This is a genomic window from Nitrospiraceae bacterium (assembly GCA_019637075.1).
Lineage (GTDB): Bacteria > Nitrospirota > Nitrospiria > Nitrospirales > Nitrospiraceae > JAHBWI01.
Genome location: JAHBWI010000005.1, coordinates 109,337 through 129,867, shown reverse-complemented (window position 1 = coordinate 129,867; position 20,531 = coordinate 109,337). Strand labels below are relative to the sequence as shown.

Genomic DNA, 20,531 nt, shown 5'->3' with positions numbered 1-20,531 from the left:
TCAGCTGAAAGGGAGAACGACGTCTCTTTATGATGGTGAATGCCACACGATGAAAATTCTTGTTATTTCTGCGGCATATCCGCCCATGCATGCCGGCGAGGCCACCAACACCTACCATTTGTGCAAGAAGCTGGCACAACGTGGGGTTGAGGTGCATGTCCTTACCTCCAGGGACAATGTGGGGCTGGGCGATTCAGAGATTCATGTGCATCCGGTTATGCGAGATTGGGATTGGGCTGAGATGCTTCGCTTGCGGACAGAACTTAAGTCCTGTTCGCCTGATGCCGTATTCATCATGTATATCGGCTTGATGTATCACTATCACCCGATGGTGACCTTCGCTCCAACTCTTTGCAAACGAATCTGGCCGCATATTCCGGTTGTGACTCGGTATGAAAGTGCATTTGTCGGAGCGGATCCATCTAGGTGGGGGCTCCTCTCGCGAGCATTTAGAAAGTTCATGGTCCGATGGGCCGGCGGAAAGGATGTCGCCTACAGTTCGGGCACTTTGCTTCGGGATAGTGATGCAGTGGTGGCTCTCTGCGAACGCCATCAATCAATGATGGTGGAAGAATGGCCCCCCGTCAGGAGTAAGACCGCTTTGATTCCTCCTCCGCCGAACCTTCGTATTGCGCCCAACGTGAACGACGAGGCAAGAGTGAAGGGGCGGGCTAAGCTAGGTCTGTCCTCTGACAACTTCGTGGTAAGTTTCTTTGGGTATCTCTATCCGATCAAGGGTGTTGATACCTTGCTGCGTGCGTTCGCTAAAGTCGCCTCACAACGGCCTCAGGCAAGATTGCTATTCATTGGCGGAAAAGTTGGTCTGGACGTGGCCGGAGGCTCGTCTTATTTCGAGGAAATGCAAGCTCTGGCCAAAGAATTAGGCATCGAGGGAAAAACCATCTGGACCGGGGCCTTCAAGTCTGAAGAGGAGGAAGCCTCGCAATACCTCTACGCTTCGGATGCGTGTGTGCTCCCGTTTCTGGAGGGGGTGCAGCTGAACAATAGCTCATTTGCTTCAATTATGGCGCATGGCTTGCCCACGATTGTTACACGCGGCCCCATGATGGACACGGTTTTTCTGGACGGCGGAAATGTGCTCACGTGCGAACCTCGAGACGTTGAAGCTGTCGCCGGCCATCTCCTCAACCTCATGGATGATCGCGAGATGAGATCTCGATTGACGGCGGGCGCAATACGATTTGCCGAGGAATGGTTTTCGTGGGAAACGGCAACGACACGTACGCTGGAACTTCTGTCTAAGAAATCTGTCGGCATGGCTGCTTGACAATCAATCTATGCATGGCAGCGCTATCATGCCCCGAGTTTCTGTCATCATTCCCACCTTCAACTGTGAGCGGTACCTTGAGCAAACTGTTCAGTCGGTGCTTGCCCAGACATATGCAGACTATGAGGTGATCGTCGTTGATGACGGATCAACGGACGGAACCCACTCCCTCATGGCTCAGTATGGTCGGGTCGTCCGCTATTTTCGGCAGGCAAACCAAGGAGCCTCTGCAGCGCGAAACCTGGCTATGCATCAGGCGAAAGGGGAGTTCATTGCCTATCTGGACGCGGACGATCTGTGGATGCCAGACAAGTTGGCAATGCAGGTTGCCTATATGGATGCACATCCACGCTGTGGACTCCTCCATACGGAAGTTTCGGTCATTGATGAGCAGAATCGAGTTTTGCATGCCCGCTTCAATCAGGAGACCGGCCGTGCCGTCCCGGAAGGAGCCTGTATCCGCGATCTGCTTATACGCTCGCATATCCAAACTCTCACAGTTATGGAGCGACGAAGAGTTTTTGACGCCGCCGGGGAGTTTGATCGACGTCTGCCCGTTGCGCAGGATTATTTGCACTGGATTAGCGTAGCCCTTCTAGGATGGGAGATTGGGTACATCCCAGAGCCATTGGGACAATACCGTTGGCGGCAGGGTAGTCTTATGGGGAACTCGAAGCGATTGTTGGAAGACATAGCCATGATCAACCATATCCTACTGGTTGAACGCGATATTGATCATCGGTTTGGAAGAGACTTGGGTGATTTTCTTCGGGATCAATTGTTCAATACACAGCGACAAATTGCCTATTTGGAGCGACGTGAAGGTAAAGTGGAGTCGGCGAGAAAACGTCTTCGCGGTCTCTTGTCACAGCACCCATGGCAATGGCGATTGTACCTCGATTTTCTCAAGACCTATCTGCATCAACCCAGCACGGGCTCAGTGTCTACGGCCGCTTAGCGGATGAATAGCTCCGACTCGTAAACATGAATGTGTGGCAGCAAAATTCGCTATGAATATTCTTTTGGTTACACCATGGCGACCCTCGACGACCGGTGGAATCAGCACCGTCATCGCCAGCCTCGGCACTGAATTTGAGAAACTCGGACACAGGGTAGCAGTCTTTGTGACTGACGAGAACAACGTTGTGAGGCAGATAGAATCACTGCAAACTATTCCGGTCTATGGAATGTATCTCAGGTGCCCTATTTCAAGGGAGTTCCCGCTGCTCGGGTTTGCGAAGTGGCTGTTTGCGTTCCCGTTTACCATATGGCAGTTGGTCCGGTTGGTGACGCAACTTCAGACGGACGCGATCATTGTTCAGTACCCGCTGCCGAATATGTTTTACTTCGGTTTGCTCACACGATTGTCTGGGGTGCGCCTTGTAGTGACCTACAACGGTAACGATGCACATGATTTGGGAGAATGGCATCGATGGGAACGAGCTTTGGTGGGATTCCTGCTTCGCGAGGCCGACATCGTGTTCGGAGTGTCTAGGACGCTGTTGGCGAAGGTGCAGCAAGCATTTCCTTGGTTCCAGACAAAGAGACAGTCCCTCATGCCAAATGGCGCCCCGCTTGCCCTAATTGAGCGGGTACAGCCTACGCAGACCGAGAAGCTGGGCCATCAGGAGTTCGCCTTGACGGCTGGTCATTTGATTCGCAGAAAAGGCATTGATGTCATCATTTCTGCCCTGAAGCTTGCCAAGGATGCCGGAGTACGAGTTCAGATGATGATTGCTGGAGATGGACCAGAGCGCGAGGCTTTGATCTGGCAAGCGCAAGAATTGGACGTTGCCGGCCAAATCAAATTTTTAGGAAATAGATCGCAGGAAGAAGTGCTGAGCTTGATGAAGGCGAGCGCATTTTTTGTCCTTGCTTCTCGAGCTGAAGGAATGCCGTTGGTTGTGGCAGAAGCCATGGCTTGCGGTACCGCGGTCGTTGCGACGGAAGTCGACGGAATTCCAGATATGGTGCAGCAGGGTTCCACCGGGCTGTTAGTACCATCCGAAGACCCTCAGGCGCTTGCAAGGGCGATGGTTGACCTCGCCACTCAACCATCCCATCGGCAGGAACTTGCGGCGAGGGGGAAGGACTGGGCGTTGAAGCAATACAATTGGACGGTCATTGCCCAGCGGTACCTCGAGCATTTGAGGGCTTAGCTCCGTACCGGGGGGATAATTTAAAAACCTCCAGAGTTTGTCGCCCCTCCCAAAGACGGGGAAGTGGGTTGTCAGCTGTGATGCTAGGATAGGTCCACTTGTTTCTTTTAGGAAAGGACCATGCCATGAACATTCTGGGTATCTCCGCTTTTTACCATGACAGTGCTGCTTGTCTCGTACGCAAGGGTGAAATCATCGCGGCCGGGCAGGAGGAGCGCTTCACGAGGAAAAAGCATGACCCAGGATTTCCCCACAAGGCCATTGAGTACTGTTTGCGGGAGGGCGGCATTCGTCTGGAGGATGTCAAATATCTGGTTTTCTATGATAAGCCGCTCGTGAAGTTTGAGCGTCTCTTGGAGACGTACCTGGCATTTGCACCACGCGGAATGCAGTCATTCGTCGCTGCGATGCCGGTTTGGCTTAAAGAAAAGCTGTTGCTGAAGAGTTTGTTGCAAAAGGAGTTCCTCTCACACGCACCTGGCCTGACGAAGGCGCAGTTGCCGGAAATATTGTTTTCGGAACATCACGAATCTCACGCGGCTTCCGCCTTCTTCCCCTCACCGTACGAGAAGGCTGTTGTACTGTGTATGGATGGAGTCGGGGAGTGGGCGACAACCTCTGCCTGGCTTGGAGAGGGCAATACGTTAACTCCCCTTTGGGAGATTCCCTTCCCTCACTCTATCGGTCTCTTGTATTCAGCATTCACATACTATACCGGGTTTAAGGTGAACTCGGGCGAGTACAAGGTGATGGGACTTGCCCCTTATGGCGAGCCCAAATATGTGAAAGCCATCTATGAACATCTTCTCGACCTTAAGCCGGATGGTACTTTCCGCCTCAACATGGAGTATTTTAATTACTGCACCGGGCTGACGATGACGGGGAACCGGTTTGACGAGGTCTTCGGCGGGCCGCCGAGAAAACCAGAATCCAAGCTGACTCAGAGAGAAATGGATCTTGCTCGTTCTGTTCAGGAGGTCACGGAGGAAGTCATGCTCCGTCTCTCGCGAACACTGCAACGAGAAACAGGGGTTGACCACCTGTGTATGGCTGGGGGCGTTGCGTTGAATTGTGTGGGCAATGGTCGAGTTTTGAGGGAAGGGCCATTCAAGGGGATTTGGATCCAACCTGCTGCGGGTGATGCGGGAGGCGCGCTTGGGGCAGCCCTGACTACCTGGTATCAATATGAACAGCAGCCGCGTCAAGTGACATCAGGAAGAGATTCTATTAAGGGGTCGTATCTCGGTCCCTCGCACACGAATGAAGAAATAGAATCGTACCTCACATCGATCAATGCTCCGTACGTCCGGCTCAGTGATGCGGACTTGTTTAATTCTGTGGCGGGGGAACTGGCGGCGGGAAAGGTTGTTGGGTGGCTGCAAGGCCGAATGGAATTTGGGCCGCGCGCGTTGGGAGGGAGAAGCATTCTCGGGGATGCGCGGAATACTCAGATGCAGTCGGTCATGAACTTGAAGATTAAGTATCGTGAATCGTTTCGGCCATTCGCTCCCTCGGTCCTACGGGAGCGGGTATCCGACTACTTCCAACTCAGTGACGATAGCCCATATATGTTGATCGTCGCTCCGGTCGTCGAAAAGCGACGACTCCCGATGAGTTCTGGCCAGAAAGGGCTCTGGGGAATCGAGTTGCTAAATGTGCCGAGGTCGGATATTCCTGCTGTAACCCATCTGGACTATTCCGCCCGTGTGCAGACTGTTCACCAGGAGACGAATCCCCGATACCATGCGCTTCTCAAGGCATTCGAAGCGAAAACGGGATGCGCGGTACTGGTCAATACATCCTTCAACGTCCGGGGCGAACCGATTGTTTCGACGCCTGAGGATGCCTACCGTTGTTTCATGAGAACGGAAATGGACGTGCTCGTGCTTGAGAACTGTGTGATTCAAAAGTCCGAACAAACCCCGTTGGACGGCGATTCGGACTGGAAGAAGGAGTTCGAGTTAGATTAGCAGGCGAAGCCAGCTTATGAAGGAGGAAGAGTTCGATGCGAATTTTAATCACCGGTGGTGCCGGATTTCTCGGGAGTCATTTGTCGGACTTGTTGATCGGACAGGGACATGAGGTTATCGCTTTAGATAATCTGATCACAGGTCGGGCCGAAAATATCGCGCATCTCATCGGAAACTCCAAGTTCAGCTTTGTAAAGTACAATGTTTGTGATTACCTCCACGTGGACGGGCACTTGGATGCCGTGATGCATTTTGCCTCGCCGGCCAGCCCCCAAGACTATTTGGAGATGCCGATCGCGACGCTGAAGGTAGGAGCGTTGGGCACCCATAAGGCGCTTGGGTTAGCCAAAGCCAAGGGCGCTCGGTTTCTCCTTGCGAGTACGTCCGAGGTATATGGTGACCCCCTGTTGAATCCGCAACCTGAAACCTACTGGGGCAATGTGAATCCGATTGGTGCTCGAGGCGTCTATGATGAAGCCAAGCGCTTTGCCGAAGCCATGACGATGGCCTACCACCGGTACCACGGTGTCGATACGCGGATCGTGAGAATTTTCAATACCTACGGCCCACGTATGCGGCCCAAAGACGGTCGTGTGGTGTCAAACTTTATTGTCCAGGCATTGCAAGGGAAGCCATTGACGGTATTTGGGGATGGCTCACAGACGAGAAGCTTTTGCTATGTGGACGACTTGGTTCGTGGTATCGTGGCCTTATTGATGGCCAAGTCTGACAAATCTCCTGCCGAGCGGACGGACCGGGCAAAATTCCTGACTCAGAAGGCTGATTCCACCTTAGATAGTATTCATGACCCTGTGAACATCGGAAATCCTCGAGAGCTGACCGTTCGTGAGATCGCGAAGATAATTCTGAAGCTGACTGGCTCCAAGAGTATCATCGAGGAACGTCCTCTTCCCGCAGACGACCCCAAAGTTCGCCGGCCTGACATTACGCGCGCAAAGGCGCTGCTTGGATGGGAGCCTCGTGTCGAGCTAGAGGACGGCATCCGAAAGACTACAGAGTATTTCCGGCAAGTTGTATCGCAGTAGGACTGCAGCCTGGCGAGAATCAGTCAATGGTAGGGACCTAGGATGTGCGGAATCGCTGTTGCCCTTGGCGTCGGAGGCAGGCCTGTTCCCCAAGCCGTGGTCGAGCGAATGGCCTCGAGCCTAGTCCACCGTGGGCCAGATGATCATGGGCTCTACATGGATGGAGCAGTGGGGATGGGCTTTCGGCGTCTTTCCATCCTCGATCTTTCGCAGGCTGGGCATCAACCAATGGTGAGCGAGGATGGCCAACTCATCCTTGTGTTTAATGGAGAGATTTTTAATTATCTCGAATTGAGGGGCGAGCTTGAGAGGTTGGGCCATCGATTCCGCTCAAGCGGCGACAGCGAGGTGCTACTGGCTGCCTATCGGCAGTGGGGTCGCGGGTGTCTATCGCGGCTAAATGGCATGTGGGCCTTTGTCATCTACGATCGCCGGGAACGACGGCTTTTTGGATCACGGGATCGCTTCGGAGTTAAGCCATTATTCTACTATCGTGGTGAGCAGACCATTCTGTTTGCTTCGGAGATCAAGGCGATTCGTGCATCCGGTTGTTACTCGTCTGCGATTAACTGGAGCGTCGCGGCCCGATTTTTTCTTGAGCAGCAGCTGGATACACAATGTGACACGTTTTACACGGGTATTCACCAAATTCCCCCTGGGAGTGGCTTTGAGGTCGACTTGGAAGGATCCTGGGATCAATGGATGTTCTGGTCGCTCGACAATCTGCCGTCTGCCATCTGCGGAAACCCGGCCGCAGAGTTCGCGGATCTTTTTGAGGATTCTGTGCGCATTCGCATGCGTAGTGACGTACCAGTCGGGGTGTTCTTGTCCGGTGGCTTAGATTCCACTTCCATAATTTGTGCCGCCGCGCGTCATCGACTAGATTCCGGTGCGGGTTCGCAGGAGTCTTTGCTCGCTTTCTGTTACATGGACAAAGATTTCGACGAATCCAAATACATTGCGGACACGCTAAAGCAAACTGGAGCCTGCCTCCAACAGCTGCAAACTAGTCCGGCCGAATTATGGGCTGACCTCGAGCGCATGCTTTGGTTCCAGGATGAGCCCGTTCATACGATGACAGCGATTGTGGGATACCAGCTTATGCGGTTGGCCTCGTCTCACGGGATTAGAGTGGTGCTTAATGGTCAAGGTGCAGATGAGACGATCGGCGGATATTCGAGCTACTTCATGGACGCATGGGCCACTCTTTTATCTCAAGGGCGAATCGGGTCTGCATATGGTGCAGTCTCCGCATACACGGCTGCACACGGTGGGCAAACAGGCAGCAACCTCGCCTCTGCTTCGGCTCGCGCAACTGCTTGGCAACTGCAGAAAATTGGTCTCTACAGAGAATGGGCTGGTGCGAAGCGAGAAGCAGACCTCAAGCGGAATGGATGGTTCACTCCCGAATTGATTGACCAGTGGAGTAACAAGCCGACAACGGTTGGAGCAAATGCGCTCACTGAGTCATTGAAGCAGTCTGTGCGATCCGCCCCATTGCCGCTGTATCTGAGAATTGAAGATCGCAATTCAATGGCCCATTCTGTGGAGGCTCGGCTTCCCTTCATGGATTATCGCTTGGTGGCGTTTCTGTTCGGCCTCTCTGATGAGTGGAAAATTAGAGGTCCATGGAACAAGTTCGTTCTACGGGAAGGCATGCGCGGGAGAATCCCGGAATCAGTTCGTACACGGGTCGACAAAATGGGGTTCCCTACTAGCAGTAAGAAGTGGTTTGCGCATGATCTGTATGAACCATTGCGCGATCTTCTCGGGAGTAAAGGCATTCGTGAGCGAGGGATCTATAATGCCGATGTTGTGCTAGCCGACCTCGAGCGTCATCGACGAGGAGAGATAGATGTCGCCAACCGGCTGTTTCATGTGGCCGAGTTCGAAATTGTCTCTAACCTCCTGCACCAGAATCCAGCTGTAGCCTGATGGACTTTGACGGAGATTCCCCGTAACGCCGCGTTGGTAGGGGCTGATCAGCAGCCTCAGACTTGGCCGATATTTCACATAGGATGAACGCATGAAAGTATTGAACGTTGTCGGTGCCCGTCCGAACTTTATGAAAATTGCTCCGCTGATCAGGGAAATGCGAAAGCACCCGGGCATCACCCCGTTACTCGTTCATACGGGGCAACATTATGACGTGAAGATGGCGGGTCAATTTTTTGAAGACCTTCAGATCCCTTTACCCGATGTATCGCTGGACGTCGGGTCTGGCACCCATGCGGTTCAGACTGCAGAGGTTATGAAACGAATGGAGCCGATTCTGGAGCGTGAACGGCCGGATCTTGTATTGGTAGTCGGCGACGTGAATTCGACGATGGCGGCCGCCCTTACCGCGGTCAAGTTGCATATCCCCGTCGCGCATGTGGAAGCGGGCCTTCGAAGCGGGGATCGGTCGATGCCGGAAGAAATTAACCGCATCGTTACCGATGCGGTGTCAGATTACCTTTTTGTCACGGAGGAGAGTGGTACGCGGAATCTGATGGCAGAAGGGGTACCCAAGAGCAAGGTTTTCGAAGTAGGCAATGTCATGATCGATTCGCTGGAGGCGTCGCGCCGTTTGTGGGGTCAATCCACCATCCTGACTCGGCTTGGATTGCAACGGAGCCAATACGCCGTGACGACCTTGCATCGACCTTCCAATGTCGACAACATGACAATTCTTAGAGGGCTTGTAGAAAGTTTGCTAGAGGTTGGACGTCGCCTGCCGGTGATATTTCCCATCCACCCGCGTACGAAGAAGGCGCTGGAAGCTATGGGAGAACTCGGGCCAGGGCTGTATTTCGGTCCGCCTCCGACTCCAGTCAAGGGTGTGCATTGCATGGACCCCATCGGCTATCTTGATTTCATGTCACTGGTGGCAAATGCACGGCTGGTGCTGACGGATTCTGGTGGCATTCAGGAAGAGACCACGGTGTTGGGCGTCCCATGTTTGACTTTGCGTGAGAATACAGAGCGACCGGTTACGGTTACTCATGGGACAAACCGTGTCATCGGCTCCTCCCCGAAGCGCATTCTCGAAGAAACCGGAAATGCACTGGATTTGCCTGTTAGATCTTTGCCACCGCCTCCGTTGTGGGACGGTCACGCCTCTGAACGCATCGTGAGGGTGTTGCAGGAGCAGATTAAACTGCGGCAGGTGGCGTGAACACCTTGGCGATGGTGGGCGCAAGGTCAACATCGTGAGAAAGGTTCTGGTTGTTGCGTATTATTTTCCCCCGACGGCTGCCAGTGGAGCCATGCGGCCCTTGGGGTATTGTCGACACCTGCGGTCATACGGCTGGGAACCTTGCGTGCTGACGACCAATCCAGAAAATACGTATCCCTTACATAAACGGGATGCCAATCTGGAACGACGGATTCCCTACGGGGTTCCCGTAATTCGTGTCCCGTACGTTGATAGGCTGAGTCAACTGCTACAACTGCGAGACCGAGTTTGTGGTTTATGGAAGGGTATATCATCGAAGAGTGCTGTGACGGTTCAGCCGAAATCAGGTGAGGGAGAGGGGGCGGGAGACTCGAAAGGTCGCCCGTCGCTGAAACAGGCCCTGCTCGAAGCGATATTTGAGTTTCCTGACCGGCAATGTTCCTGGGCAGCGGAAGCAGTGCAGGCAGGGCGTTCATTCGGGCAGCCAGACATTCCCGATGCCGTGTTCGCCACTGGAGGTCCATGGACCAGCTTCGTCGTCGGACACGAACTGGCCACGCATTTTCGTTGTCCACTATTGCTTGACTATCGAGATCCCTGGACCTGCAATCCATATTATTCTTACTCGAGCCCGTTTCTTCGTTGGAGGGCTCACCGACTTGAGGAGCGACTGTTTCGCTTGGCTAGCCGGGTTGTTGCGAACACTGAGGAATTGAAACAGGAGTTCGCCGTGCAGTTTCCTGCCCTCGCTCAGAAAGTGGTCTGTATCCCTAACGGCTATGACCGTGAAATTGTGGGTGCAGGCGAATCCGTTGCACAGAATTTCGCCTCGTCGGAGGAGAGTGGATATGAATTCTGCCATTTCGGAACAGTGTATGGTCGGCGGACGCCCAAGGCGTTGTTTAAGGCTGTTCTGACGCTCTTTCAGAATCATGCCATCGCGCCCAAGCAGATCAAAATGAGGTTTGTGGGGGGGTGGGATGTAGCTGATGTTGAGTGTAATCGTTTTGCGGAAGAGCTTGAAGCTCATGGCTTTCTGAAGCGTGAGCCAGCCGTGGCCCATGACGCATGTATGAGAGAAATGAGTCGGTCAAATACCTTGTTGGTCCTCCAACCGGATTCCCCGATGCAAATTCCTGCAAAAATTTATGAGTATGTAGCCACAGGGCGTCCACTGCTGTTAGTCGGTGGGGAAGGGGCCACGGCAAATCTTGTCCGCCGACATTCCCTGGGGCTCGATACGCCCAATGATGCAGTCGCGATTCGAGCGTTGCTTGAGGATTTGGCTGGGGGACAGCGCCGCCTTATGCCACCTTCTGCAAAGGAAATCGCCCGATTTGACTACCATCAGTTGGCTGGGGAACTGTCCAGCGTTCTCGATGCGGCAGTTGGTGCCGGTCAGGCACTCTAAGTCGTTCGTGAAGTTAGCCTAACGAGTATGATTTCCACCGCATGTTTGGGCCGTTCAGCTGACGACCTTCGAGCGTGGGATCGGTACGTTCTCGCGTCTCCGCAGGCTTCCGGATATCATCTATCGGGATGGCGAGGGATTGTCGAAACGGTGTTTGGCCATGCCACTCGGTATTTATTAGCTCAGGATGACCAAGGGGTTATCAAGGGCATTCTTCCGCTGGTTTTTCAGTCGAGCCCGATGTTTGGGCGATTTCTTGTGTCCCTTTCCTTCGTTAACTATGGCGGCATTCTGGCGGAATCTGACCAGGTTCAAAGCCAACTGGAGGCTGCGGCCATTGAGCAAGCCAATGCGTTGGGCGTGAAGCATATCGAGTGTCGGCAGGACGCCAAAAGCACAACAAATTGGACGGCGAGTGAGCGGAAGGTGTCCATGCGCTTGGCGCTGCCTGATAGCTTTGAGCAGCTGTGGCAAGCATTCCCCTCAAAACTGAGAAGTCAGGTGCGGCGAGCCCAAAAGGAAGGAATGATCGTCGAGTTTGGGGCACTCGACCGACTCGACGATTTCTACTCCGTCTTCTCGAGGTGCATGAGAGATTTGGGAACTCCGGTGTATCCCAGGATGTGGTTTCAAAATATCCTCGAGGCCTTTCCCGATGATGCTCGGCTCTGTGTCGTCTATCATGAGAAGATCCCGGTTTCCGCAGGGTTTCTCTACGGCTTCGGATCCATTCTGGAAATCCCTTGGGCTGCGGCTGATCGAAGATTTAACCGACTTTCCCCCAATATGCTGCTATACGGGTCGGTGCTGGAACATGCCTGTCAACGGGGGTATAGTGTCTTTGATTTTGGCCGATCCACTCCGGATAGCGGGACCTATCGATTTAAGGAGCAGTGGGGCGCAAAACCACACCAACTATACTGGTATTACTGGGTTCGGGATGGGAAAGCCATTCCTCAGCTGAATCCGCAGAATCCGAAATTCGATTTAGCAATCCGTGTCTGGCAACGGTTGCCTATTCCAATTGCAAATGCACTTGGTCCTCGCATTGTGAAATATCTCCCATGAAATGCCAACGGACCCTTCCCCCTTCCGCAGCTCCACTGAGTTGGAGAGATCTTGCCGCAGGGCTTGCTGGGCTCCTTCGTCCGAGCGAAACGCGTTTCAAGCTCGAGGAGCAGTTTCGCGCCTTTTTCGGCGTACGTCATGCCCTTTTTGTCTCGTCTGGGAAAGCGGCGCTTACAACCATACTTCTCGCGCTGCACCAACTTTCCGGGAGACGGCAGGTCGTGTTGCCGGGATATACCTGCTTCTCGGTGCCATCTGCTGTACGGCGTGCTGAGCTTACGATCCGGTTATGCGATGTGGAACTGGAGACCCTTGATTTTGATTGGAGCCGCTTGGCTCGCATGGTTGACTCCGACACCCTATGTGTCTTGCCGACACATCTCTATGGCTGTATTTCTGATGTAAAGCGCGTACGAGAGATTTGCCGACCTCATGGAGCATTTGTGCTTGAAGATGCAGCTCAGGCGTTTGGAGGAAAATCGAATGGTGCCCAGATTGGGACGCTCGGGGATGTATCGTTCCTAAGCTTCGGAAGGGGAAAGAACGTCTCATGCGGGTCTGGTGGCGTAATACTATCCAATGATGAACGTATTGGAAAAGCGATTGAGGAGCAGTATCAGCGGTTGCCTGAAGAAACGACCGTTGCGGCATTCAAAAATTTTCTGGAAGTGGCCCTCATGCAGCTATTCATGCGGCCGGAATTGTTCTGGCTGCCTTCGGGTTTGCCATTCCTTCGCATAGGGGAAACCAAATTCTATAAAGATTTTCCGATGTTCCGCATGGACCCAATCCGATGCGGGCTATTGCACGGGTGGAAACGAAGGCTGGAATCTACTTCGGGGGCCCGCCTCTCTCGCGGAGCATATTACACGAAGTGGTTTTCTCGGATTGGTGGATTCCTCTTGCCGACGGATCACTCTAAGCAAGGTGTTGTGCTCAGGCTTCCTGTATTATTGCCGAACGCCCAAGCCAAACTTGCAGTCTGTGAAGCGGCGACTCAATGCGGACTGGGTGTCAGTGGGTCCTACCCAACTTGCTTAGGCGATGTTCCAGAATTGTCGGAGTGGACGCAGGGGAGCGAAGTTCCGCAGGCTAGAGAGTTAGCTAGTCGAGTAGTGACCCTACCTACACATGAGTGGGTGACGGAACAAGATCTTGCACGGGTCTGCCAGCTATTTGTAGATATCCCGTGGCGTTCGGTAAAGGTGGAGGGGGTATCTGCCGACGAGGCACCTCAACCTGCCAAGTCTGGTATGTCGGGAGCCAGTCGTTGAAGACCCCAGTTATCTCTTGCCCACAGGCTAACGGTTGGATGATTTGATGATGCTGGTGGAATGGCTGTTTTGGGGGGCGGTGTTCTTTGTGTCCTACGCCTATGCAGGATATCTCCTTGCTTTGTGGGCCCTCTCCCTCGCCAGAAATCGACCGGTTATGAGTGGTGCTGTTTATCCGCGCGTCTCTTTCATCATTACTGCATTTAATGAAGAATCAAGGATCAGAGAGAAGATTGAAAATTCACTACAACAAGTCTACCCGCAAGAACGGCTTGAAATTGTCATAGCCTCCGATTGTTCGAATGACAAAACAGATGAAATAGTTCTGTCGTATGCCGAACGGGGTGTCCGTCTCATCAGAGCGTCTGAACGGAAAGGAAAAGAAGCTGCCCAGAAGCTGGCCGTGGCACAGACCAGTGGAGAGGTTCTGGTATTTTCTGATGTTGCGACGGCCTTGTCGCCCGATGGAATCGCAACGATTGTCAGGCCCTTTCATGATCCAACCGTTGGTTGCGTGAGCAGCGTGGATCGGTTTCTCGATGCTGATGGAAAGTTGAGCGGGGAGGGGGCTTATGTCCGATACGAAATGGCCCTTCGGAATCTGGAAAGCCGAGTGAACTCGTTGGTGGGATTAAGCGGCTCATTCTTTGCTGCCAGGCGAGAAGTCTGTTCTCCTTGGGCGGAAGACCTTCAGAGCGACTTCAATACCCTTCTCAATTCCGTGAAGTGCGGGCTCCGTGGGGTCTCTGATAGCGCAAGCATTGGATATTACAAGAGTATTTCAGATGAAAAGCGAGAGTACCAGCGAAAAGTACGGACGATCTTAAGAGGGATTGCCGTGCTCATGAGGAGCCTGCCATTGTTAAACCCGTTCAAGCATGGGTTGTTCGCATGGCAACTGTTCAGTCACAAGCTTTGTCGATGGCTTGTTCCTTTTGCGCTGATCATGGCCTTTGCGGCGAATGGAATACTGGCGATTCATTCAGATGTTTACCGCGCCCTCTTGGGCTGTCAGATCCTCTTGTATGCGGGCACGCTGATTTATGTATGGCTGGAAAAATTTCCATTGCGGCGGATTCTGAAGCTTCCCGCTTTCTTTGTGCTTGTTAACCTATCGATTCTTGATGCTTGGATCAGATATTTCAAGGGTGAACGCATATTCCGATGGGATCCTTCCAAGCGGTGACTCTTGTGTGGTTATTGACACAACGAGTATCAAGCCTATGCAGTGCATAGTACTGGTCTAGGGAGGCAGGAGAATCGGCTCTCCTGGGAGCAATCATGGGAACTGCTGACGTTGATATCGCACCGAACAGCAAGGAGTTACGAAAGTTTGGTCTTCTCGTCGGGGGTGTGTTTGCCCTGATCGGCTCTTGGCCCGCGATACGTTACGGTGAGTCGATTCGACTATGGGCTTTGGTTCCTGCCGCCTTACTAGTACCATTGGGGCTACTGGCCCCAAGCCTTCTTGCCCCTGTCTTCAAGGTTTGGATGAAGGTGGGCCATGTTCTGGGGGCGATAAATACCAGGATCATTTTGGGTATTCTCTACTTTGGATTGATCACACCTATGGGAATGGTGATGCGACTGTTCGGATGGGATTCAATGCGGCGTGCATTGACGCGAGATGCCGAGACATACCGTGTTGTTCGTGAGGCGCGCCCACGTACCCATATGACTCGGCAATTCTAGGAGGGGATGGAGGCGACGATGGGGGATTTTCTTCAGGAATTGTGGGCATTCATGAAAGAGCGGAAGAAATTTTGGCTGCTCCCGATCATTGTGATGCTGGTCCTGCTCGGGAGTCTCATCGTGTTGACTCAAGGGTCGGCGGTAGCCCCATTCATCTATACCTTGTTTTGAACAGTGTTGCCGGTGAGGAACCTCAATCAAAAGCTAAAAGCTGTTATGCGGTTGGGTGCGGCAGGCTTGTCCTATGCAGCCCAGATGCACCGCTGGCGCCATCGGGGAAAAGTCATCATCCTGATGTATCACCGTGTGCTGTCGACTGAGAATCTTTGCGAAGAGTCGATACAAGCGGGAATGTATGTTCGGGATGTCGTATTTCGCCGGCAAATGGAGTTTGTCCGGTCCCATTTTACCGTCGTTCCGTTGGGTGAGCTCGTACGCTTATGGCAGTGCTCCCAGTTGGACACAAAAGCGACCTACTGCGCGGTGACGTTTGACGATGGGTGGCAGGACAACTACCTCCATGCCTATCCTGTACTGAAGGAGCTTGGAGTTCCCGCCACGGTTTTTCTCCCTACCGATTTTGTCGGAACTGCCCGGTGGTTTTGGCCGGACTTGCTCGCAAGAGTAATCGGTGCTGTGTCGGATAAATCCAATTCCGGTGAAGCGGAAAGTCAGATGCGTGCAGTGCTTGATGAGTACTTCGGGGGGCAGCCGATCACTTTGCCGGATGGGCCAATTGGGAAATCTGGCTTCGCTGACCAATTGATCGAGCACTGTAAGACGATTCCTCCCGAACGAACTCAGCAACTGATCGAAAGTCTTGCGTGCAGTTTCGATGTCCCACTTCCAACTAATCGGGTGATTGTAAATTGGGAAGAAGTCCGGGAGATGTCACAGTTTGGGCTGACATTCGGATCGCATTCGTGTTCCCACCGTATCATGACTTCGCTGCCGAATGATCAGGTTGTGCAAGAGTTGTCCCACTCCCGCCGTGTCTTGCTCGAATCCGGAGCCTCCTACACACCTATATTTTGCTATCCGAATGGGAATAGCAACGAGACGGTTCAGCGATTAGCTCGCGAATGTGGATATGAGGCGGCGGTGGGTGTGGGACCTGGAATTGGCGGTGACCGGCCTGCCAACTGGTTTAACATTCCCCGTGTCGGAATTCACGACGACATTAGCTATACAATTCCACTATTTGCCTTCCGAATGTTTGGTCCGCTACCGGCTGCAGCGTAATTGGGACCAGAAGTTGTGGCATCTCATTCCTGCACTGGCAGGGATCTTCCTCAGTATTGCAGGGCGCGAATGAAACTGTGTGAGGGGCATGAAAAGGTCTACCCATGCGCGTACTGCTGACAGACGGCGATGAGCGGGCGACGCTCGCCGTCACGCGGGCATTGGGTTCCTCAGGCGTCGAGATTGTCGTCGGTGCGGAAACCATACGGTCGCTGGCTGGTGCATCACGATATTGCACGAAGCGGTTTGTTTACCCGTCGCCGTACACCGACCCAGATCGGTACCTGAGGTGTCTTGTTGATATGGCACGGAATTCTGAGGTTAACGCAGTGTTCCCCATGTCCGATCTCGCGATGCACATAATTTCTCCAGCCAAGGGCCAATTCGAGAGCCATGTGCACGTGCCAATTCCCTCTGCGGAGGATTTTGACTTTGTGTCAGATAAGTATCGCCTAACGCAGTTTGCTATTGATCACGGGGTGCCGGTTCCTGACACCATTTTCGTTCCAGATGGTGATGTTGAGCGAGTAATTGCTGAGATTGAGGAATTCCCAGTTGTTGTAAAGCCGGGTTGTTCGCTTGTACTTGAGCGGGGGCGGTGGGCCAAAACGAGTGTGCGGTATGCGGGGTCGCGCGAAGAACTTCTTCGGGTCTACAGAGATCACCCATACCTCAAGCGCCCTTCGATGATCCAACGCCGTATCGTCGGCGAGGGCTGCGGCTTATTTCTGCTTATGGACAAGGGGAAGCTCCTGGGCCTGTTCGGTCATCGTCGGCTTCGGGAACGCCCGCCCTCAGGCGGCGTGAGCGTTCTGAGGGAAAGCATTGTCCCATCCAAGCAGATGGTGGATTCAGCCTTGGCGCTCATGGCACATGTGCGATGGAATGGGGTAGCCATGGTCGAATTCAAGCAAGACGTGGAAACCAAGGTGCCATATTTGATGGAAATTAACGGACGCTTCTGGGGATCACTTCAACTAGCTATCGATGCGGGAATTAATTTTCCACTGCTGCTATTAAAAGCAGCCATGGGCAAGCCCGAAGCTGTTCCCTCCGAAGGGTACCGCGTCGGGGTTCGTTCACGCTGGGTACTTGGGGATCTTGATCATCTGTTAATGCGAATATTCAAAAATGACCAAGTGAAACAGTTATCGCCAGGAATGCAATCGAAATGGCGGACAGTGCTTTCTTTTTTGAACTTTATGGACAAAAATACATTTTGTGAAGTTGAGCGGTTCGGTGATCCGGGACCGAGCGTACATGAGGTTCTTCGCTATGCGAAATTGCGTTGATGATGGTGGTGGCCATGTCTGAGGGTGTGACAGAGAAGTCGTCGGCTGTTACGCCAAGTTCGGCGAGAAGGGTAGCCAGGTCGGTGAAGCGGGGGGTGGGGCTAGGATTGGGGCTCATCCGTCGCATGATTCTGTATACGCGACAGTCGTTTCCCAAACGAGTTGGCACCATCCTCGTCGTGTGTAAAGGAAATATATGCCGAAGCCCATTGGCTGAGGCTTATCTCAGACAGCGGCTGGGTATTCGGGGCATCGCGGCGAAGGTTGAGTCGGCTGGGCTTGAGACCTCGCTTGGCAAGCCCGCGCATCCGTTTGCTCAGCTTGTTGGGTCACAACACGGACTTTCCCTGACATCCCACGCCACGACCCCACTCCATAAGGACCAGGTAGACCGTGCCAGTTTGATTTTAGTCATGGAGTGGCGGCAGCGTCGACGATTGGTGCGACTCTATCCAGACGCGGCGGAGAAAGTATTTCTCCTGCGTCAGTTTTATGATCAGTCTGTGGCAGAGGTTGCGGATCCGTATAGTGGTACGGTGCAGGATTTCGAGCAATGCCTGGCTCTTGTGAAGGCGGCCTGTGACAAGCTTGTCTTAAGAATCGAAACAGGCCAGCTTCCAGGGAGTGTCATCGGTGAAACACCAGATCAACTCAGGAGCGATGAGTCGGAACAGGGCATGTTGAACAGGGGGCGGAGGTGAAATGAGTCTACGATCGAGGTTATTCAACATATATTGGACGATGCGGAGAGTCCTCGTTCCGACGCTACGGTATTCCCAGTACTACTACGAGGATACGCTCAAACGTCATGTGTCTCCAGCCGTGTCCTGGGTCGAGATCGGCTGCGGGCATTCGATCCTGCCCAGTTGGCGTGCAAATGAGGAGCGCCAATTGGTGAAGACGTGCAAAGCCATTTTTGGGATCGATTACGACTTGCCCTCCCTCAAGGCGCATCACAATATTACAAAGAAGTTGAGAGGGGACATTACACGCTTGCCATTCAAGAGTGAATCGTTCGATTTGGCTTCGGCCAACATGGTGGTCGAGCATCTAGACAACCCAGGGGAACAGTTCAAGGAAATTAATCGGATCCTTCGCCCGAAGGGAGTGTTTCTATTTCATACTCCAAATGCCTACGGTTATGGTGTTGTACTGTCTCGGTTCGTTCCTGAGTTCTTGAAGGGTAAGTTGATCTACTTGCTGGAGGGGCGGCAGGAGCATGATGTCTTTGAAACTCACTACAAGGCAAACACCGAGGTGCAGGTCCGCGAACTGGCCCAAAAACACGGATTTGAGGTCGTGCAACTGGACCTTTTGGCCACGGATGCGATTTTTGCAATGGTGCCTCCGTTGGCCGCTTTGGAGTTGTTGTGGATCAAACTGCTCATGACTGAGCCGATGCGTTCCTTGAGGACTAACATGATCGTGGCCTTGAGGAAGGTTGCGTGAACGACCGTGTCCCATCCTTGGATTGAATTGGGAGCATAACGGAAGATGGCAACGGTTGCACGCCAGTGGCCGCGTCCTGCAGCGCAGGGAATGCCTGTGGGGCAGGCGGCCCCAGAGGCGCCGAAGGTTGGGTTCTACCTGGTGCTGCTGGCGCTATTGTTTGAATTCGGGCGGCCTCAGGATTTCTTTCCTCCGCTGAAAATCATTCCCTTCCCCACGTTGATTGATGTGGCCATTGCGGGATCAGTTTTGCTATGGGGCAAGTCTAGCTTGGCGAATATGCAAGGCAAGCTTTGGCTCACGCTGCTAGGGGTCATGGCCTGCTGGGTGCCATTCGCAAACAACAACTACTATGCGTTTATGGTCTTTAAAGACATGACGCTATATTTTTTCCTGTTTCTGGGCATCGTGGCCTTTGTGAACACAACTGAGCGTATGCAAGTTGTGATGGTGGTATGGTTGGCGGTTCACAGTGTGTTGGCCGTGAACGGTTTGCTGCATTCCGGCCGCGGTATCGGTGGTTGGCTCGGGGATGAGAATGATTTCGGCATGGAAATGAACGTGGCGGTACCGTTTGCCTTTTTCCTGTTTCAGGGCTCAAAGACCGCCAAAGAAAAAATCCTCTATTTAATCGTGCTTGGTGTGTTGGTCCTATCGTCAATGTCTACTTTTTCTCGTGGTGGGTTCATCGGTTTGCTGGTGGTCGGTACGTTCTGTTGGTTCTATTCGCCCGCCAAGATGCGCTCCTTGGCGCTTGTTGTGTGCCTGGCTGTGGTAGTAGCCATGACTGCCCCGGAAGAGTACTGGGAGCGCATCGCAACGATTACCGACGACAAGACAACCGAAGTCGGCACTGCGGGACAACGTATGTTTACTTGGGGAATCGGCTGGGAAATGTTTTTGGCTAATCCTATCGTAGGAGTCGGCCAGGGCAATTTCCCATGGACCATAGGTGAGTACCTTGGAGGACGGACATGGCAGTCGAAGTCGTTAGCCGGCCGTCAGGCCCATTCTCTGTATTTTACCTTGCTTCCGGAGTTAGGCTTGGTAGGATTTGGAATTTTCTTCTCGATCATCTATCTAAACTACCGTGATGTGCGAACGTCCTACTGGCTAAGTTTTCGAAAGCGAATAGGCCTTAGACCGAGTGCACAGGCTGAAAAGTTGACTCTGGACAAGATTACCTGGTTTGGCAATGCGATGCTCGGGGCACTTATCGGGTATCTCATCACAAGCACTTTTATCTCGACGTTGTATTATCCGACGTTCTGGATTATGAGTGGATTGATCGTGGCTTTGAGAAATACTACGACTCACCTGGTGGGGCATGAGTCAACACCGGCACCAGTAACCCAACTGCGACGTCCTGTCCAATCATCCCAGCGATTCCGGCGGGGTGCCACATAGTTGGCATCGGGTCACTGCGGTCTCCCGTAAAGAGGTGGAGGCGGCTGTCGCCGGTTCCTGACAGCGCTCTATCCCA

At 53.1% G+C, this 20,531-nt stretch carries 18 protein-coding genes; all 18 read left to right on the top strand.

The features are described 5' to 3' along the window. Positions 1-49: 49 nt before the first annotated feature. Positions 50-1,288: a glycosyltransferase family 4 protein gene (locus tag KF814_14325; GenBank protein MBX3237320.1), complete on the top strand. Its 1,239-nt coding sequence runs from the start codon at positions 50-52 to the stop codon at positions 1,286-1,288. 10 nt (positions 1,289-1,298) lie between these two features. Beyond that, entirely contained in the window at positions 1,299-2,246 is a 948-nt protein-coding gene (locus tag KF814_14320; GenBank protein ID MBX3237319.1) for a glycosyltransferase, read from the top strand. A 52-nt stretch (positions 2,247-2,298) separates the two neighbouring features. Beyond that, complete coding sequence (locus KF814_14315) at positions 2,299-3,447, top strand: glycosyltransferase family 4 protein (GenBank protein ID MBX3237318.1); 1,149 nt, start codon at positions 2,299-2,301, stop codon at positions 3,445-3,447. Positions 3,448-3,572: 125 nt separating this feature from the next. Beyond that, positions 3,573-5,417, top strand: a complete 1,845-nt coding sequence (locus KF814_14310) for a carbamoyltransferase (GenBank protein ID MBX3237317.1) — start codon at positions 3,573-3,575, stop codon at positions 5,415-5,417. 35 nt (positions 5,418-5,452) lie between these two features. Then, positions 5,453-6,463 carry an SDR family oxidoreductase gene (locus KF814_14305; GenBank protein MBX3237316.1) on the top strand — a complete coding sequence of 337 codons (1,011 nt, stop codon included), beginning with the start codon at positions 5,453-5,455 and terminating at the stop codon, positions 6,461-6,463. Between the two features lie 42 nt (positions 6,464-6,505). Beyond that, entirely contained in the window at positions 6,506-8,398 is a 1,893-nt protein-coding gene (gene asnB, locus KF814_14300) for an asparagine synthase (glutamine-hydrolyzing) (GenBank protein ID MBX3237315.1), read from the top strand. Positions 8,399-8,489: 91 nt separating this feature from the next. After that, positions 8,490-9,620, top strand: coding sequence for a UDP-N-acetylglucosamine 2-epimerase (non-hydrolyzing) (wecB, locus tag KF814_14295; GenBank protein MBX3237314.1), 1,131 nt, complete (start codon positions 8,490-8,492; stop codon positions 9,618-9,620). A 145-nt stretch (positions 9,621-9,765) separates the two neighbouring features. After that, on the top strand, positions 9,766-11,031 hold the full coding sequence (locus KF814_14290; protein ID MBX3237313.1) for a glycosyltransferase: 1,266 nt from the start codon (positions 9,766-9,768) through the stop codon (positions 11,029-11,031). A 27-nt stretch (positions 11,032-11,058) separates the two neighbouring features. Beyond that, on the top strand, positions 11,059-12,099 hold the full coding sequence (locus KF814_14285; GenBank protein MBX3237312.1) for a FemAB family PEP-CTERM system-associated protein: 1,041 nt from the start codon (positions 11,059-11,061) through the stop codon (positions 12,097-12,099). Beyond that, positions 12,096-13,373, top strand: coding sequence for an aminotransferase class V-fold PLP-dependent enzyme (locus KF814_14280; protein ID MBX3237311.1), 1,278 nt, complete (start codon positions 12,096-12,098; stop codon positions 13,371-13,373). The genes KF814_14285 and KF814_14280 overlap by 4 nt, the downstream gene beginning before the upstream one ends. A gap of 46 nt (positions 13,374-13,419) precedes the next feature. Further along, entirely contained in the window at positions 13,420-14,559 is a 1,140-nt protein-coding gene (locus KF814_14275) for a glycosyltransferase family 2 protein (GenBank protein MBX3237310.1), read from the top strand. A gap of 95 nt (positions 14,560-14,654) precedes the next feature. Beyond that, a complete protein-coding gene (locus KF814_14270; protein ID MBX3237309.1) occupies positions 14,655-15,065 on the top strand; it encodes a hypothetical protein in 411 nt (136 codons plus the stop codon). Positions 15,066-15,083: 18 nt separating this feature from the next. Then, positions 15,084-15,236: a hypothetical protein gene (locus KF814_14265; protein ID MBX3237308.1), complete on the top strand. Its 153-nt coding sequence runs from the start codon at positions 15,084-15,086 to the stop codon at positions 15,234-15,236. Between the two features lie 12 nt (positions 15,237-15,248). Further along, positions 15,249-16,307 carry a polysaccharide deacetylase family protein gene (locus tag KF814_14260; protein ID MBX3237307.1) on the top strand — a complete coding sequence of 353 codons (1,059 nt, stop codon included), beginning with the start codon at positions 15,249-15,251 and terminating at the stop codon, positions 16,305-16,307. A 104-nt stretch (positions 16,308-16,411) separates the two neighbouring features. Then, positions 16,412-17,599 (top strand): ATP-grasp domain-containing protein, encoded by a 1,188-nt coding sequence (locus KF814_14255; GenBank protein MBX3237306.1) that lies wholly within the window; start codon positions 16,412-16,414, stop codon positions 17,597-17,599. Between the two features lie 83 nt (positions 17,600-17,682). After that, on the top strand, positions 17,683-18,300 hold the full coding sequence (locus tag KF814_14250; GenBank protein ID MBX3237305.1) for a low molecular weight phosphotyrosine protein phosphatase: 618 nt from the start codon (positions 17,683-17,685) through the stop codon (positions 18,298-18,300). 1 nt (position 18,301) lies between these two features. Then, positions 18,302-19,048, top strand: coding sequence for a class I SAM-dependent methyltransferase (locus tag KF814_14245; protein ID MBX3237304.1), 747 nt, complete (start codon positions 18,302-18,304; stop codon positions 19,046-19,048). Between the two features lie 45 nt (positions 19,049-19,093). Beyond that, positions 19,094-20,455, top strand: coding sequence for an O-antigen ligase family protein (locus KF814_14240; protein ID MBX3237303.1), 1,362 nt, complete (start codon positions 19,094-19,096; stop codon positions 20,453-20,455). Positions 20,456-20,531 lie beyond the last annotated feature (76 nt).